We start from the raw sequence: 14,494 nt of genomic DNA, 5'->3' as shown, positions 1-14,494 counted from the left end.
CGGCGCTAGGGTCTGACCATGGTCACGGTGCTGGTGAACGGACTGCCCGGGGCAGGGAAGACGACGCTCGCGCGGGCTCTGGCCCGGGAGTTGGGGCTTCCGCTGTTCAGCAAGGACTCGGTCAAGGAGACCCTGGCGGACAACCTCGCCTCCGCGCGCCCGGCCGGCTGCACGCCCCGCGAGTGGAGCCGGATCCTCGGGGTGGCGGCGGGCGAGACCCTTTGGACACTGCTGGCGGAGGCCCGGGGCCGGGCCGTCCTGGAGAGCCCGCTGCTGGCGCACCTACGACCGGTCGTCACCGCCGGACTCCGGCGCGCGGGGGTGACCGAGGTGCACGAGGTGTGGTGCGAGGTGCCGTTGGAGCTCGCCCGGCGGAGATTCGCCGAACGCACCGCCGACCGGCATGCCATCCACCCCGAGCGCAGCGGACTCGACGGCGACTGGGAGCTGTGGGCCCGTGGCGCCGAACCGCTCGGCCTCGGGATCGTCCACCGGGTGGACACCACCGGCCCGGTGGACGTCCCCGCACTGGCCGCTCTGCTCAGGCCCCACGCGCGGGACAGGTGGGATGAACGGGACGAACGGGGCAGGCGGGAGAGGCCGGACGAAACGCGAGGGGCGGCCGGCTCCGGCTCCCGGTGAGGAGTGGACCCGGCCGCCCCTGCGGCAGCGGTGGGACCGTCAGCCGCGGACCTCGCTGACGGCCGCGCCGAGGGCGTCCTTGATGCGGGGGCCGAGGCGGGTGAACCCGAGCTCCTTCATGGCGGCCCGGAGGAGCTCGTCGTCGGTGCGCTCGACGCCGTCGCTGTCGATCCAGCGGACCAGGGAACGGAGTTCACCCGGCGTGTAGGCGGTGATCGGCTGACCGGCGGTGAGCGAGGGCTTCCGCGGACGGCGGACCCGCTTGGGACGCGCCTGGTAAGGGGCGGCGTCGACAGCAGCGGCACCCTCGGCCACCGGCTCCGCCACCGGCTCCGCGTCGGCCTCGACGACAACCTCCGCCTCGACGACAACCTCGACGACCGGCTCGGCCTCGACGACGACCTCGGGCACAGGCGCGGGCTCGGCGGCAACCTCCGCAGCGACCTCTGCCGCTGCCTCCGCCTCTGCCTCTGCCTCTGCCTCTGCCTCTACCTCTACCTCTGCCTCGATCACGCCCTCGGACCCAGCAGCCGCCTCCGCCACGCCGGCGATCTCGGCCTCGGCCTCGACGGCCCCGACCTCGGCAACCTCCGCAGCGACCTCGGCCTCTACATCCGCCTCAGCCCCCGCCGCCACCTCGATCACGGTCTCGGGACGCGCCGCCGGGATCTCCGGCCCGGCGGCCGGGGTCTCCTCCGCACCGGGGTCGGTCCCGGTCCGCGGACCGGCCGCGAGCGCCTGGCGGGCGGCCTCCACACCGCCGTCCTCCGTGTCGGCGGCGCCGGTGTGGCGGTCGTACGCGGCGAGGGCGGTCTCCCGGTCGGCCTGACGCTCCGCCAGTTCGTCGAACAGGTCGGCGAGCCCGGCGCCGTCCAGCTCGGCCCGCAGGGCGCGCAGCGTGGGCAGCCGGTAGAGGGTGCCCTCGTCCGCGACCAGGCGGTCGACCAGGTCCGCGAGTTCGCCCAGCGGGGTCGTCTCCAGGTCGTGGCCGGGCAGCAGCCGACCGAGCGCGCGGACGGCCTCGGCGAGCGCCTCCACCGCCTGGGCGGCTTCGGTGAGCCGGTCCGCGTCGGTGGGTACGACCGGCCGCACCCGGCGCGGGTCGGCATCGGCGGAGGCGGCGAGGGCCGTCCAGTCGGCACGCTCCGCCGCGGCCGCCGCGAGGGCGTCGTGCAGGTCGGCCCGGCGGGCACGGCCGCCGGCGGCGAGCTGCCTGGCCTCGGCGCGCAGCGCCCGGCGGCGGCTCCAGGAGAGCTTGACGCCCTGTTCCCTGCGCCAGCGGGAGCCCGCCGTGGCGGCGGCGAGTGCGGCCAGGTCGGCTTCGTACGCCTCCGGCCGGAGCCTGGCCGACGTGCCCTGCACACGTCGCAGGACGCCGATCACCAGGCCGAGGGCGATCACGCTGTCCGGCTCGTCCAGGCCGCCGGCGGCGACCAGCGCGGTGACGGCGGCGCGGGTGGCGAGGACGTCCCGGCTGCGCAGTTCGGCGAGCACGGTGGAGGCGGCGCGGGCGTCCTCGGGGCTGCCGACGGCCTCGTCGGCCGCGTACCAGGGGTGGGTGTCGGCGGCCAGGGTGAACCCGCCGAGTTCGGCGTACTTGCCGAGGGCCTCGCGCGGGCCCGGCCGGGCCTCGGTGCCGGGTGTGGCCGCCGGGTCGTCCGCCGGCGCAGGCTCGGTGTCGTTCTGGTAACGCACAGTCATGGTGATGTCCGGTTCGTGGCAGGGCAGACAGGGACGGGACGGGCATCGTCCGGCGGCGCGGGCGGGAGGAGCGCGGTGGCCGGCGCGGGCGACCAGGATACGGGTGGGCGTTCGAGGCGTGCACGCACCCGGCCCGGTGGGCCTCCGGGTGACACACCCCATTGGCTCACGGGGTCACCGGCGGTCCGGTCGCACACGCTCGGCAATCGCGGTGCGCGGCCGGGCCGCGGACGTTCACGGGTCCTCCCGCGCCGGCCGGTGCCGTGCGGGACCCGCTGCACGGGGCACCAGGTAGGCCAGGTCGCGGTAGGTCACGGGAGGAAGGTACTCGCGTACCAGCGTGCGTTCCCACCACGCGCCGGTCGAACGCAGCGTGCGCCAGTCGGTGAACCGGTAGCGGTAGAGCAGCGCCCGTACGTGGTGCGGGGGTTCGTCCGGGAACGGGTTGTGCCGCAGCAGCCCGAGCGTGTCCGGGTCGTTGACCAGCAGTCGGGCGACGAAGGCGGCGAACCACGGGCGCCCGTACACCGGGGAGATCGCGGCGAACCACATCAGCCAGTCCAGCCGAAGGTGGTAAGGCGCGAACTGCCGCGGCATCCGCCGCAGCTCGCCCGGCTTGCCCTTGAAGGCGTACTCGCGCCACTGCACGCCGGGCCCGAGCTCCTGTGCGTGGGTGCCCTCGACCACCACCTCGAAGCGGATCCGGTTGATCGAGCCGAAGGCGCCGTAGGCGTTGACGAGATGGAACCGGTTGTATGAGCGGTTCATCAGCTGGCGACGGGCGAACAGGTTGCGGGCGGGCCAGTAGCTGAGGACCGCGAAGAGCACCGTCACGGCGAGCACCGGCAGTTGGAACCAGAGCGGAACGGGGTGCAGGACGGGCCGCGCGGGCACCGGGAGCAGCCGGGCGGCCGACGCGGTGTCGACGGCGGAGAGCGCGAGGGCAATGGTCAGCCAGTTGAGCCAGGCGAAGTTGCCCGAGGTCACCAGCCAGAGCTGGGTGACCACGATCACCAGGGCGGCCGCGCTCGCGATCGGCTGGGGCAGGAAGAGGCAGACCGGGACGGCCAGTTGGACGACGTGGTTGGCGGCCACCTCGGCCTTGTGCACCGGCACGGGCAGGTGGTGGAAGAACCAGCTGAAGGGCCCCGGCATCGGCTGGGTCTCGTGGTGGTACTCCAGACAGGTCAGGTCCCGCCAGCAGCTGTCGCCGCGCATCTTGATCAGCCCGGCCCCGAACTCGACCCGGAACAGCAGCCAGCGCAGCAGCCACAGGATCAGCACCGGCGGCGCGATCCCGGCGTTGCCGAGCAGCGCCGCCAGGAAACCCGACTCCAGCAGCAGCGACTCCCACCCGAACGCGTACCAGGTCTGGCCGACGTTGACGATCGAGAGGTAGAGCACCCAGAGCAGCGCCCAGCCGAGCAGCGCCGCCCAGAGCGGGACCAGGTCCAGCGCCCCGGCGAGGACCGCCGCCGCCAGCGCGGCGCCGCTCCAGCAGACGGCGGCGAACGCGCGGTCGGAGTAGTACAGGTGGAACAGGCTGGGCGAACGGCCCAGCGGCACCCGGGCGGTGAAGCGGGGCACGGGCAGCATGCCCCGCTCACCGATGAGCGCGCGGAACTGGCGGACGGCGGCCAGGAAGCCGGTCAAGTAGAGCGCGGCGATCAGCCGTTGGAAGACCAGCCGCGCGAGCCAGTAGTCGGGTGCCGCGAACCACTCCACGCCGGCTGCTCCTCCCACGCCTCCCGGGGGGTCATGCCTACCACTCGCCGGTCCCCGGACGGGATGCGGCGAGCGGCGCGCGCACCCGGTTCAGCCACTCGGCGGACCGGCGCACGGCCGGGTCCGCACCTCCTCCGGGCGCGGTCCGCGCGCCCGGTACTCCCTCGGCGGCTTCCGGAACCGGACACGGACCCGGCCGGGACGTCCATTCCCCTCGCGCCCGGAGGCCCGGCTGTGGTGCGATACCCGGTACAGCACCAATACCGGGAGATACTCATGACCGCTGCTCCACGGCAGTCCCACCCCTCCGTCCCCACCACCTTTGGTCCGCCCACCGGCGAGGGCACCGACCGCCCCCGGGTGAGCGGCGCCGCCTGGGCCGCGCTCGCCATCGTCTACGTCGTCTGGGGCTCCACCTACCTGGCCATCCGAATAGCCGTCGAGACCATGCCGCCGTTCCTCTCGGCGACGGCCCGGTTCGTCACGGCGGGACTGCTGCTGGCCGTCCTGCTGGTATGGCGGCAGGGGCCGTCCGCGCTGCGCGTGACGCCGCGCCAGCTGGGATCGGCGGCGCTGGTCGGGGTGCTGCTGCTGCTCGGCGGCAACGGCCTGGTGGTGCTGGCCGAGCAGTCGGGGGTGCCGTCCGGGCTCGCCGCGCTGCTGGTGGCCGCCGTTCCGCTCTGGGTGGTGCTGCTGCGCCGCGCGTCCGGTCAGCGCACCCCGGCCGTCACCGTCGCGGGCGTGCTGGTCGGTCTGGCCGGACTCGCGGTGCTGACCGTGCCCGGCCTGAGCGGCGAGGTGAAGCTGACCGGGCTGCTCGTCGTCATCACCGGGACCCTGATGTGGTCGACCGGCTCCTTCCTGGCCGGACGGCTGCCGATGCCGCGCAACCCGCTCGCCGCCAGCGTGTACGAGATGCTCGCGGGCGGGCTCGCCTGCCTCCCGGTCGCTGCCGCCAAGGGCGAGCTGCACGACCTGGACCTGTCGGCTGTCTCCACCCACTCCTGGCTGGCCCTCGGCTACCTGATCGTGTTCGGCTCCCTGGTCGCCTTCAGCGCGTACGCCTGGCTGCTCCAGTCCGCCCCGCTGCCGCTGGTCGCGACCTACGCGTACGTGAACCCGGTGGTGGCCGTGTTCCTCGGCTGGCTCGTCCTCTCCGAGCCGTTGAGCCTGCCGATCGCCCTGGGCGGCGCGATCGTGGTGGGCGGGGTGTTCCTGGTCGTCCGCAGCGAACGGTGAGCCGGAGCGGGCGGCCGGACGGACAGCCGGAAGGGGAGTCGGACGGGGAGTCGGACGGGCGGCCGGACGGGGGCCGACGGACGGACCGTGAGCCGGACGTGGAGTCAGTGACGGCTCGGACGAGCATATTGACGGGTAGTCACTCTGCTCATACCGAGTAATACCGAGTAGTGAAGGAGCGGCCCGGTGGACCACCCCGCATTCGAGACCTGGAGCGTGGCGCAGGCGGTCGTGGTCCGCGCCCCCGACGGCGCCACCGTCCGCCCGCTGGCGGTGCTGGCGGGCCAGGGCAGTCTGGCCCAGTTCGAGCTGCCGCCCGGCGGGGTCTCGCAGGCGGTCTCGCACGCCACCGTCCAGGAGATCTGGCACGTCACCCAGGGCACCGGACAGATCTGGCGCCGCCAGGGCGGCCGCGAGGAGGTCACCGCCCTGCGGCCGGGGACCGTGCTGACCGTCCCGCTCGGCACGGCCTTCCAGTTCCGCGCCGCCACCGACTCCCCGCCGCTGCAGATCACCGCCGTCACCATGCCACCGTGGCCGGACGTCGACACCGAGGCCCGGCCCGAGCGCGGCCCCTGGGCGGCGAACCTCACCCACTGAGTCACTTGTTGAAGGCTTGACAGAGATGTGTCCGACTCGTCCCGACTATCCGCATGGATTCTTCACGGAGTGATGCCCCGTTCGAGCACTCTCACCCTGATGGTTTAATTCTTGACGCCAACTCGCGCGGACGCTTGACTCCCCCCTCAGCCGCGTCGGTGCGGCGCTCTCAGGGAGGCACCACCCCATGAACGCGATGACGCGTCGGATCATCGTCGGCACGACCGCTGCGTCGATGGCGCTGACGCTGGCCGCCTGCGGCCAGGACGACAGCACGAGCTCGACCTCGAGCAGCAAGACCGTCGGCCTGCTGCTGCCGGAGAAGACCTCGTCCACCCGGTACGAGTCCTTCGACAAGCCGCTGATCGAGTCCTCGATCAACGGGCTGTGCACCAAGTGCACCGTCGACTACGCCAACGCCGACGGCGACGAGCAGACCCAGAAGCAGCAGTTCGACGACATGCTGAACAAGGGCGTCAAGGTCATCCTCCTCGACCCGGTGAACGGCAAGGGCACGGCGTCCTGGATCGACGCGGCCAACGCCAAGGGTGTCAAGGTCATCGCCTACGACCGGCTGGCCACCGGCAACGTCGCCGCGTACGTGGCCTACGACTCCGAGCGGGCCGGCGAGCTCCAGGGCCAGGCCCTGCTCGACGCGCTCGGCAGCAAGGCCTCCAGCGCCAACATCGTCATGATCAACGGCGCCGAGGCCGACCCGAACGCCGCCCAGTTCAAGGCCGGCGCGCACAAGGTGCTGGACGGCAAGGTCAAGAAGGTCGTCTACGAGCAGTCCGGCGAGTGGAAGCCCGACGTCGCCGCCCAGAAGATGAACGAGGCGATCCAGCGGCTCGGCAAGGACGGCTTCCAGGCGGTCTACTCGGCCAACGACGGCATGTCCACCGCGATCATCGGCGCCCTCCAGTCCGCCGGGATCAAGAACGTCCCGGTCGGCGGACAGGACGCCTCGGTCGACGCCATCCGCCGGGTGCTCGCGGGCGAGCAGGCGTACACCATCTACAAGCCGTTCCGGCCGGAGACGGACGCCGCCGCCAACCTCGCCGTCTACCTGATCCAGGGCCTGGACGTCACCTCGGTGGCCACCACGGTGACCGTCAGCGGCGGCAACCGGATCCCGTCGACGCTGCTCACCCCGCTGGTGGTGACCAAGCAGAAGGTCGCGGAGACCGTGATAGCGGGCGGCCTCTACAAGGCCTCCGACATCTGCAACGACCAGTACTCGGACGCCTGCAGCTCGGCGGGGATCAAGTAGCACTTCCCGCCCCCGGGCGGCTGTCCGCAGCGCACCCCGCCGACGGCGGGCGGACGGCCGCCCGGCAGGACGGCCGAGCGAGCGGTCAGGGGGGAACCGGCGGCGGCGGTCGACGCCGGAGCGCTGCTCGCCCTCGCCGAACACCACCACGACCGGACCACGAGGTCCCCGGGCCACAGCCCGCCGGTACCTGACCGCCCGGGGCCGGCCAGCCCCGGGCGCCGGCTCGTGGGGGCGGCCCGGCCGGGCCAGACTGGCCGTGTGCCGGAACTGCCCGAGGTCCAGGCCCTGGCCGAGCGGATGGCCGAAGCCTCCGCCGGCCGGACCGTCGCCCGCGTCGAGGTGCTCTCCGTCCAGGTCCTCAAGACCTTCGACCCGCCGGTGAGCGCGCTGGAGGGGCGCGCCGTCGAGGGGGTCGGCAGGTACGGCAAGTTCCTCGACCTCCGGACGGCGGGCGGCCCGCACCTGGTCCTCCACCTGGCCCGGGCGGGCTGGATCCGGCACCGGGCCGCCTTCGCCGCCAGGCCGGTCCGCCCCGGGCGCGGGCCGCTGGCCCTCCGGCTGGTGCTGGACGACGGCTCGGGCTTCGACGTCACCGAACAGGGCACCACCAAGCGGCTCGCCGCCTACGTGGTCACCGACCCGCAGCTGGTACCGGGCATCGGCCGGCTCGGTGCCGACCCGCTCGGCGCGGGCTTCACCCCGGCGGTGCTGGCCGGACTCGCCACGGGCGCCCGGCAGCGGCTCAAGACCTTCCTCACCGACCAGTCCGTGCTGGCCGGGATCGGCAACGCCTACTCGGACGAGATCCTGCATGCGGCCCGCCTCTCCCCGTACGCGATCGCCTCCGCGTTGGACGAGGAGCAGCTGGCGCAGCTGTACGCCGCCGTCCGGGAGGTGCTGGGGAGGGCGGTGGCCCAGGCCCACGACGCGCCGGCCGACGCGCTGAAGTCCGAGAAGAAGTCCGCCCTCGCCGTCCACGGCCGTTCCGGCGAGCCCTGCCCGCGCTGCGGCGACACCGTCCGCTCGGTGAACTTCGCCGACAAGTCCCTGCAGTACTGCCCCACCTGCCAGACGGGCGGCCGGGTGCTCGCCGACCGGCGCCTGTCCCGCCTGCTCAAGTAACCCGCCGGGCTGCCCGCCCGACCCGCCGTACGGCGACGGGTGCGGCGGCGGGACGCCCCGGGCGGAAGACGCGACGGCGCCCCCGGCCGACGGATCGGCCGGGGGCGCACGGGCTCGGCCCTCGCCCCCGCACGGGGCGGACGCCGGTGCGGGCGGACGCCGGTCAGGCGGCGAAGGTGGCGATGTCGATGACGAAGCGGTAGCGGACGTCGCTGCTGAGGACCCGCTGGTAGGCGTCGTTGATCTCCTCGACGCCGATGGTCTCGATGTCGGCGCCGAAGCCGTGGGCGGCGCAGAAGTCGAGCATCTCCTGGGTCTCGCGGATGCCGCCGATCATCGATCCGGCCAGTGACCTGCGGCCCGAGATGAGCGAGAACATGCTGACCGAGTTGGGCTCGGCCGGGGCACCGACGTTGACCAGGGTGCCGTCGACGGTGAGCAGCCCGAGGTAGGCGTCCATGTCGAGGGTGGCGGAGACGGTGCTGACGATCAGGTCGAAGCTGCCGGCCAGCTCGGTGAAGGTGGCCGGGTCCGAGGTGGCGTGGAAGTGGTCTGCACCGAGCCGCAGGCCGTCCTGCTGCTTGCGCAGGCTCTGGCTGAGGACGGTGACCTCGGCGCCCATCGCCTTGGCGATCTTCACACCCATGTGCCCGAGGCCGCCCAGGCCGACGATGGCGACCTTCTTGCCGGGACCGGCCTGCCAGTGGCTGAGCGGGGAGTAGAGGGTGATCCCGGCGCAGAGCAGCGGTGCGGCGACGTCGAGGCCGATGCCCTCGGGGATGCGCAGCACGTAGTTCTCGTCGACGACGATGTGGGTGCTGTAGCCGCCGTAGGCGGGCTGCCCGTCGGGGCCTGCGGGGTAGGTGGCGTGCATGCCCTTCAGGCAGTACTGCTCGTTGCCGGCCAGGCAGTTGACGCAGGTGCGGCAGGAGTCCACGAAACAGCCGACGCCGACCCGGTCGCCGACCGCGTGCCGGGTGACGCCGGAGCCGACCTCGGTGACGATTCCGGCGATCTCGTGGCCGGGGACCATCGGGAAGGGCGCCTGTCCCCAGTCCTCGTTGACCTGGTGGATGTCGGAGTGGCAGATGCCCGCGTACTTGATCTCGATCAGGACGTCGTGCTCGCCGACCGCGCGGCGGGTGATGGTGGTGCGCTCCAGCGGTGCCTTGGGGGCGGGTGCGGCGTAGGCGGCGACGGTGGTGCTCATGGCGGCTGGTCCTCTGCTGGCCCGGTGGATCCGGCTGCTCCCGGCCCGGTGCCCGTCTCGGTTGTGGTGTCACCGTCCATGCTGCGCCGAGTCGCGGAGTCCACCCAGGGCCGAGCTCTTCCCCGGAACCGGCGAACCTGGGAACTGCTGGACCCTGGGTCCGGCAGACCCCCCTTAGGATCGGAGGCATGGGGAATCGAGCTGAACTGAGCACCTTCCTGCGGTCCCGCCGGGCCAGGCTGAAGCCTGAGCAGGCAGGGCTGCTGCAGTACGGCGAGCGCCGTCGGGTGCCCGGTCTGCGCCGGGAGGAGCTGGCCCAGCTCGCCGGGGTCAGTGTGGACTACTACGTACGGTTCGAGCAGGGCCGTTCCGAGAACGTGTCCGACGCGGTGATCGACGCCGTGGCCAGCGCGCTGCGGCTGGACCAGGACGAGCGCTCCCACCTGTTCCGGCTGGCCCGGCCGCACGCGGTCAACGGCAACGCGTACGGCTCCTCGTCGGCCCAGGTGGTCCGCCCCGGGCTGCGCCGGCTGCTGGAGTCGATTCCGGAGGTGCCCGCGTACGTGATCGGGCGGCGGACGGACATCCTGGCCTGGAACGAGATGTTCTCGGCGCTGCTGATGGTCGACCTCGACGGGCTGCCGTCCGAGCAGCGCAATCTCGCCTGGCTGGTGTTCTGCCACCCACAGGCCCGGGCCCGGTTCGTGGACTGGGAGGGCAAGGCCCGGGACCTGGTCGCCTACCTGCGGATGGACGCCGGACGGCATCCGTGCGACGCGGACTTCGCCACGCTGATCGGGCAGCTGTCCGAGGCGAGCGCGGACTTCCGGCGGCTGTGGGCGAACCAGGAGGTCCGGGACAAGACGCACGGCGCACACGATCTGCGCCACCCGGCGGTCGGCGAGTTCACGCTCTCCTACGAGACGCTGCGACTGCCGGACGACCCGGACCAGTCCCTGCTGATGCACACCGTGGAGGCGGGCTCCCCCTCGGAGGCCGCCCTGCGGATCATCGCCCGCCGCAGACACCTCGTGGGCCGCGTAGGCTGACGCCGCTGGCCGGTCGAACAGGTTGCCGGGGCGGAACGGAGGGCGGGCCATGGCTCGTTGGGCGTTGGTGGTCGAGGAGAACGTCGGGAGCGGGGACCACATGATCTGGGCCCCCCGGGTCCTCACCGAGGTCGAGGGAACCCGTGAGCAGGCGGTGACCGCACTGAAGCAGCTCGTGCCCGGCTACACACCCGACCACCCGATGATGGCCAAGCAGCGCACCCTCTACCGGGACGGCGACTCCTACCTGCTGGCGTCCCGGGGCGCCACGCGCACCTTCCACTGCGTGTTCAAGGTCTGGGAGGTGCTCTGGGACAGCGAGCGCCCCGAGATCCAGCAGCACCGGCTCGGCGAGGAGACGGCCGGCTGACCTCCCGCAGCCGGTGGCGGGGCTCCGGCGGAGCCCTGCCACCGGCTGCGGGCCGCGCTCAGTACGAGGTGGACAGGTTCACCGCGCCGAACCCGGACCTCGCGTACAGGCTGAGGTAGACGATGCCGGCCGGCGGGTTGTCGACGGTGAGCGTCTCCGCGTTGCCGGACTGCGTCGAACGGGCGGTCCAACTGCTCGTCGTGGCCCAGCCGTCGGGGTTGTAGTACAGGTCGGCGTCCCCGGTGCCGCCGGTCGAGGTGACGGTCAGCCGACTGGTGCCGGCCGGGATCCGCAGGTACAGGTAGCTGTAGTTCCCGGTGGTGGCGGCCAGGTTGCTGCGGCCGCAGTCCCGACCGAGTTCACGGGTGTCGGGTGAGGTGCACTCGGCCGCCGTCGGCGTGCCCGGTCCGCAGTCCCCGGCGCCGCAGGCGGTCAGCCAGGCCGCGAAGTCACTGTCGTAGCGGGTGCCGATGGTGCCGGTCAGCAGGGTGCGGGCGGCGGCCCAGTCGCCCACCCGGTAGTGGCCGAGCAGGGTGTCGATGTCCGCGCGGTGCGACTGGAGCATGTAACGGACCGCCAGGTAGCCCCAGTTGTAGATCCTGGTGGTGTCGTCGGCGTAGGTGGTGTCGAACAGGGTGCTGAGCCGGTACGTACCCCGGGCCGCCTGGGCGATCGCCGCGTCGTAGCCGACGTTGCGGTAGGAGTAGGACACGTACTCGGCGAAGCCCTCGATCCACCAGACGGTCGGCGTGGACACCCCGGCGTCGAAGTCGCCGTACATGTCGAAGCGGCCGTCCAGGTAGTGGGTGTACTCGTGGTTGAGGTTCCAGATCTGGAAGCTCGGCCGCAGCCACTCGGCCTCGTAGGCGACGAAGCGCGGCTGGTTGCCGGTCGCGGCCGGGTCGCCCTCCAGGTACATGCCGCCGTTGTCGGTGCTGATGCCGAAGATCAGGCCCGCGTAGTTCTGGTAGTCGGCGCTGGAGTGGAAGACCACGACCTCGATGGTCGAGTTGTGGTCGTCGGCGACCGGGCCGTCGTCCCTGACGATGCCGTGGACGTAGGCGTCCTGCCCGCGCAGGCTGGCACAGGTCGCGTCGAGGTCCGCCGGGCCCGTCTGCTGGGCGACGATGCGGATGCTGGGGCTGCAGGTGTAGGTGGTGGTCAGGACGGTGGCGCGCAGCCGGGTGGCGAGGTCGCAGGTGCCGTAGTAGGCGCAGTCGCCCTGGTCGAAGCTGTCGGTCATGCCGGCGAGTCCGGTCCACAGCGGCGCCGTTCGGCCGGTCATGCTGCTGCGGTCGAGCAGGTCCTTCACCAACGGCCGGGTCCGGTCGAGGAGTCCGGCGTGCTGGAGGAAGCGTCCGAGCTCGCGGCCCGCGTTCGCGGTCAGGTAGGACTGGTCGGTGCCGAGCAGCGCGTCGTTCGCGACGGCGAAGTCGTGCAGGGTGTCCAGCAGGCTCGGGTCGGCCTGCACGGCGGCGGTGAACTCGGGCAGCTGGTGGCCCCGGAAGAGCACGGTGTAGGTGTTGTTGACGGCGCTGAGCATCCCGTACGAGGAGTTGTAGCTGCCGGGGTCGTAGCCCTTGAGCAGGCGCTGGACCACGTACAGGTAGCGGGCGTTCTCCTGGGCGCTGTCGATCAGCGTGACGGCCTCGGCGAGCACCGCGCCGTTGGCGTCGGTGACGTCACCGGAGTGCGGGTTCGCGTAGAACGCGTCCAGGCCGCCCCGGACGGCCGTCTGCAGCGCGGTGCCGTAACCGCCCACGGTGGAGGCGTTGTTCCACTGAACGTAGTAGCCGGCCCGCAGGTAGAGCACCAGTTGTTCGGCCGACGTGCTGTCGTCGCCCGGGTAGGCGGCGGCGACGTCCCGCAGCGCGTCGGCGACGCTGACCATCTGCGGCTCGCGGAAGGCCAGGTAGGCGTCGTTGCCGGTGAGCGTGAAGAGGGTGTTGACGCAGTCGACGCCGGCCGACTCGATCTGCTGGACGAGGGCGCTGCCGGTGCGGCCGGTGAAGTCGGACACGTTGCAGGCGGCAGCTGCGGCCCGGGGAGCGGTACGGGCGGGGCGGGCCGGCACCCTGAGCGGGGCGCGGTGGGCGGCGTCCACCGTCCCCTGACGGCTCTCGTCGGCGGCGGCGTCCGGCGCGGCGGGCCTGGCCGCCGCCTGGGGCGGCAGAGCGGACGGGACGGCGGCGGCCGGGGCCTGGGCGGGCGCGGCCGGAGCGTGGGCCCGGGCGGGCGCGGGCGCCGCATGGGCCTGGGCGGCGGGCGTGAGCACGACGAGGCCCAGGCAGCACGCCAGTGCTGCGGTCAGCAGCCTGGGCAAGGCCCTCGGTATGGAAGGGGTACTCATGTGGGGGGACTCCTGGCCGGTCTGCGGGCACGCGGAAGGCACGCCCGAGGAGGGGGACGGACCGTGGCGGCCAAGAGGGTTGGGGCACTCCTGACCACCCGGCAGAGAGTGTGACATGTACAATGGCATACATCACATGGCTGGAACAGGGTCCCGGTCGTCGGAGTTCCAGCGGACGCACCGCCGGACAGACGACCCGTCAGAATCCTTCAGTGGTTCGGGAATTCCAGGGCAAAGCCCCCGGTTCGGATACGACATCGCTCCGCAACCATCCACACGAAGGGCTGTCAGCTCCATGCGCGCACTTGTGGCAGACCACTCCGCCGTCGGCCGACTGCAGCTCAGCGAGACACCCGATCCGGTGCCCGGCGCCGACGAGGTGCTGATCCGGGTCGCCGCCTTCTCGCTCAACTACGGCGAGCTCCCGAAGGCCGACGGACTCACCCCGGACGGCACCGTCCCCGGCTGGGACACGGCCGGGGTGATCGAGCGGGCCGCCGCCTCCGGGCGCGGGCCGAAGGTCGGCGACCGGGTCGTCGCCTTCAAGCAGTCCGGCGGCGGCTGGGCCGAGCTCCGGGCCGTCCACATCGACGAGGTGGCCGTCCTCCCCGACGAGGTGACGTTCGGCCAGGCCGCCACCCTGCCGACCGCCGCGGTGACGGCACTGCGCGCCCTGCGCAGGGGCGGGCTCGCGGCCGGCAAGCGGGTCGCGGTCACCGGTGCCTCCGGCGGAGTCGGCACCTTCGCCGTCCAGCTCGCCCACCTGGCCGGGGCCGAGGTCTACGCCCTGGTCGGCAGCAGGGCCCGCGGCGAGGGGCTGGCCGGGCTCGGCGCCGACCACGTGGTCACCGGCGCGGAGGAGATCGACCAGCCGATCGACCTCGTCCTCGACAACGTCGGCGGCCCGCTGCTCACCGGTCTGCTCGGGCGGCTCGCCGAGCACGCCGTGGTGGTCTCGGTCGGCGCCACCTCCGGTGAGCCCACCGAGTTCGCGGCGTACCAGCTGCTCGGTGGCGAGATCAGCCTGCACGGCTTCCGGCACGGCGGCAGCGCCGGGGCCGACCTGGCCGAGCTGTCCCGCCTCGTCGCCGAGGGCCACCTGCGCACGGCCGTCGACTGGGAGGGCGACTGGTCCGAGGCGGGTGAGGCCGCGCTGGCCCTGCTCGATCGCCGCATCCGTGGCAAGGCCGTCCTGACGATCGGCTGAGCGCTC

General features: G+C 72.7%; 12 protein-coding genes. 8 read left to right on the top strand and 4 right to left on the bottom strand.

Annotation, left to right across the window (positions count from 1 at the left end; all coding sequences use genetic code 11):
* Positions 1-18: 18 nt before the first annotated feature.
* A complete protein-coding gene (locus ACFC1R_RS27800; protein ID WP_375943124.1) occupies positions 19-642 on the top strand; it encodes an AAA family ATPase in 624 nt (207 codons plus the stop codon).
* A 39-nt stretch (positions 643-681) separates the two neighbouring features.
* Here the strand turns inward: ACFC1R_RS27800 and ACFC1R_RS27795 are convergent, their stop codons facing one another.
* Together ACFC1R_RS27795 and ACFC1R_RS27790 are read right to left on the bottom strand one after the other, a co-directional pair.
* A complete protein-coding gene (locus ACFC1R_RS27795) occupies positions 682-2,343 on the bottom strand; it encodes a hypothetical protein (RefSeq protein WP_375943122.1) in 1,662 nt (553 codons plus the stop codon).
* A gap of 234 nt (positions 2,344-2,577) precedes the next feature.
* Positions 2,578-4,068 carry a lipase maturation factor family protein gene (locus tag ACFC1R_RS27790; protein ID WP_375943120.1) on the bottom strand — a complete coding sequence of 497 codons (1,491 nt, stop codon included), beginning with the start codon at positions 4,066-4,068 and terminating at the stop codon, positions 2,578-2,580.
* 276 nt (positions 4,069-4,344) lie between these two features.
* Here ACFC1R_RS27790 and ACFC1R_RS27785 point away from each other — a divergent pair, with 276 nt between their 5' ends.
* From ACFC1R_RS27785 to ACFC1R_RS27770, 4 genes are all read left to right on the top strand, one after another.
* Complete coding sequence (locus ACFC1R_RS27785) at positions 4,345-5,307, top strand: EamA family transporter (RefSeq protein ID WP_375943118.1); 963 nt, start codon at positions 4,345-4,347, stop codon at positions 5,305-5,307.
* Positions 5,308-5,493: 186 nt separating this feature from the next.
* Positions 5,494-5,907: a cupin domain-containing protein gene (locus ACFC1R_RS27780; RefSeq protein WP_375943117.1), complete on the top strand. Its 414-nt coding sequence runs from the start codon at positions 5,494-5,496 to the stop codon at positions 5,905-5,907.
* A gap of 187 nt (positions 5,908-6,094) precedes the next feature.
* Complete coding sequence (locus ACFC1R_RS27775) at positions 6,095-7,177, top strand: sugar ABC transporter substrate-binding protein (protein WP_375943115.1); 1,083 nt, start codon at positions 6,095-6,097, stop codon at positions 7,175-7,177.
* A 261-nt stretch (positions 7,178-7,438) separates the two neighbouring features.
* Entirely contained in the window at positions 7,439-8,302 is an 864-nt protein-coding gene (locus ACFC1R_RS27770; RefSeq protein WP_375943113.1) for an Fpg/Nei family DNA glycosylase, read from the top strand.
* Positions 8,303-8,465: 163 nt separating this feature from the next.
* On the opposite strand, the gene ACFC1R_RS27765 is transcribed toward ACFC1R_RS27770, so the two are convergent.
* On the bottom strand, positions 8,466-9,512 hold the full coding sequence (locus ACFC1R_RS27765) for an NAD(P)-dependent alcohol dehydrogenase (protein ID WP_375943111.1): 1,047 nt from the start codon (positions 9,510-9,512) through the stop codon (positions 8,466-8,468).
* 188 nt (positions 9,513-9,700) lie between these two features.
* Here ACFC1R_RS27765 and ACFC1R_RS27760 point away from each other — a divergent pair, with 188 nt between their 5' ends.
* On the top strand, positions 9,701-10,561 hold the full coding sequence (locus ACFC1R_RS27760; protein WP_375943109.1) for a helix-turn-helix transcriptional regulator: 861 nt from the start codon (positions 9,701-9,703) through the stop codon (positions 10,559-10,561).
* A 49-nt stretch (positions 10,562-10,610) separates the two neighbouring features.
* Positions 10,611-10,931, top strand: coding sequence for a hypothetical protein (locus ACFC1R_RS27755; protein ID WP_375943107.1), 321 nt, complete (start codon positions 10,611-10,613; stop codon positions 10,929-10,931).
* 58 nt (positions 10,932-10,989) lie between these two features.
* Here the strand turns inward: ACFC1R_RS27755 and ACFC1R_RS27750 are convergent, their stop codons facing one another.
* Positions 10,990-13,281, bottom strand: coding sequence for a M9 family metallopeptidase (locus ACFC1R_RS27750; RefSeq protein WP_375943106.1), 2,292 nt, complete (start codon positions 13,279-13,281; stop codon positions 10,990-10,992).
* 295 nt (positions 13,282-13,576) lie between these two features.
* Here ACFC1R_RS27750 and ACFC1R_RS27745 point away from each other — a divergent pair, with 295 nt between their 5' ends.
* A complete protein-coding gene (locus ACFC1R_RS27745) occupies positions 13,577-14,488 on the top strand; it encodes a zinc-binding dehydrogenase (protein ID WP_375943104.1) in 912 nt (303 codons plus the stop codon).
* Positions 14,489-14,494 lie beyond the last annotated feature (6 nt).

Origin of the sequence: Kitasatospora sp. NPDC056138, assembly GCF_042264695.1 — a bacterium.
In the GTDB taxonomy this organism is placed as follows: Bacteria; Actinomycetota; Actinomycetes; order Streptomycetales; family Streptomycetaceae; genus Kitasatospora.
This window is presented reverse-complemented; position numbering and strand designations above follow the sequence as displayed.

What these genes read in the sequence shown, in the direction of transcription:
- ACFC1R_RS27795 (WP_375943122.1), bottom strand. Translation starts at nt 2,343, where the DNA reads ATGACTGTGCGTTACCAGAACGACACCGAGCCTGCGCCGGCGGACGAC.
- ACFC1R_RS27755 (WP_375943107.1), top strand. Translation starts at nt 10,611, where the DNA reads ATGGCTCGTTGGGCGTTGGTGGTCGAGGAGAACGTCGGGAGCGGGGAC.
- ACFC1R_RS27785 (WP_375943118.1), top strand. Translation starts at nt 4,345, where the DNA reads ATGACCGCTGCTCCACGGCAGTCCCACCCCTCCGTCCCCACCACCTTT.
- ACFC1R_RS27745 (WP_375943104.1), top strand. Translation starts at nt 13,577, where the DNA reads ATGCGCGCACTTGTGGCAGACCACTCCGCCGTCGGCCGACTGCAGCTC.
- ACFC1R_RS27750 (WP_375943106.1), bottom strand. Translation starts at nt 13,281, where the DNA reads ATGAGTACCCCTTCCATACCGAGGGCCTTGCCCAGGCTGCTGACCGCA.
- ACFC1R_RS27760 (WP_375943109.1), top strand. Translation starts at nt 9,701, where the DNA reads ATGGGGAATCGAGCTGAACTGAGCACCTTCCTGCGGTCCCGCCGGGCC.
- ACFC1R_RS27775 (WP_375943115.1), top strand. Translation starts at nt 6,095, where the DNA reads ATGAACGCGATGACGCGTCGGATCATCGTCGGCACGACCGCTGCGTCG.
- ACFC1R_RS27800 (WP_375943124.1), top strand. Translation starts at nt 19, where the DNA reads ATGGTCACGGTGCTGGTGAACGGACTGCCCGGGGCAGGGAAGACGACG.
- ACFC1R_RS27765 (WP_375943111.1), bottom strand. Translation starts at nt 9,512, where the DNA reads ATGAGCACCACCGTCGCCGCCTACGCCGCACCCGCCCCCAAGGCACCG.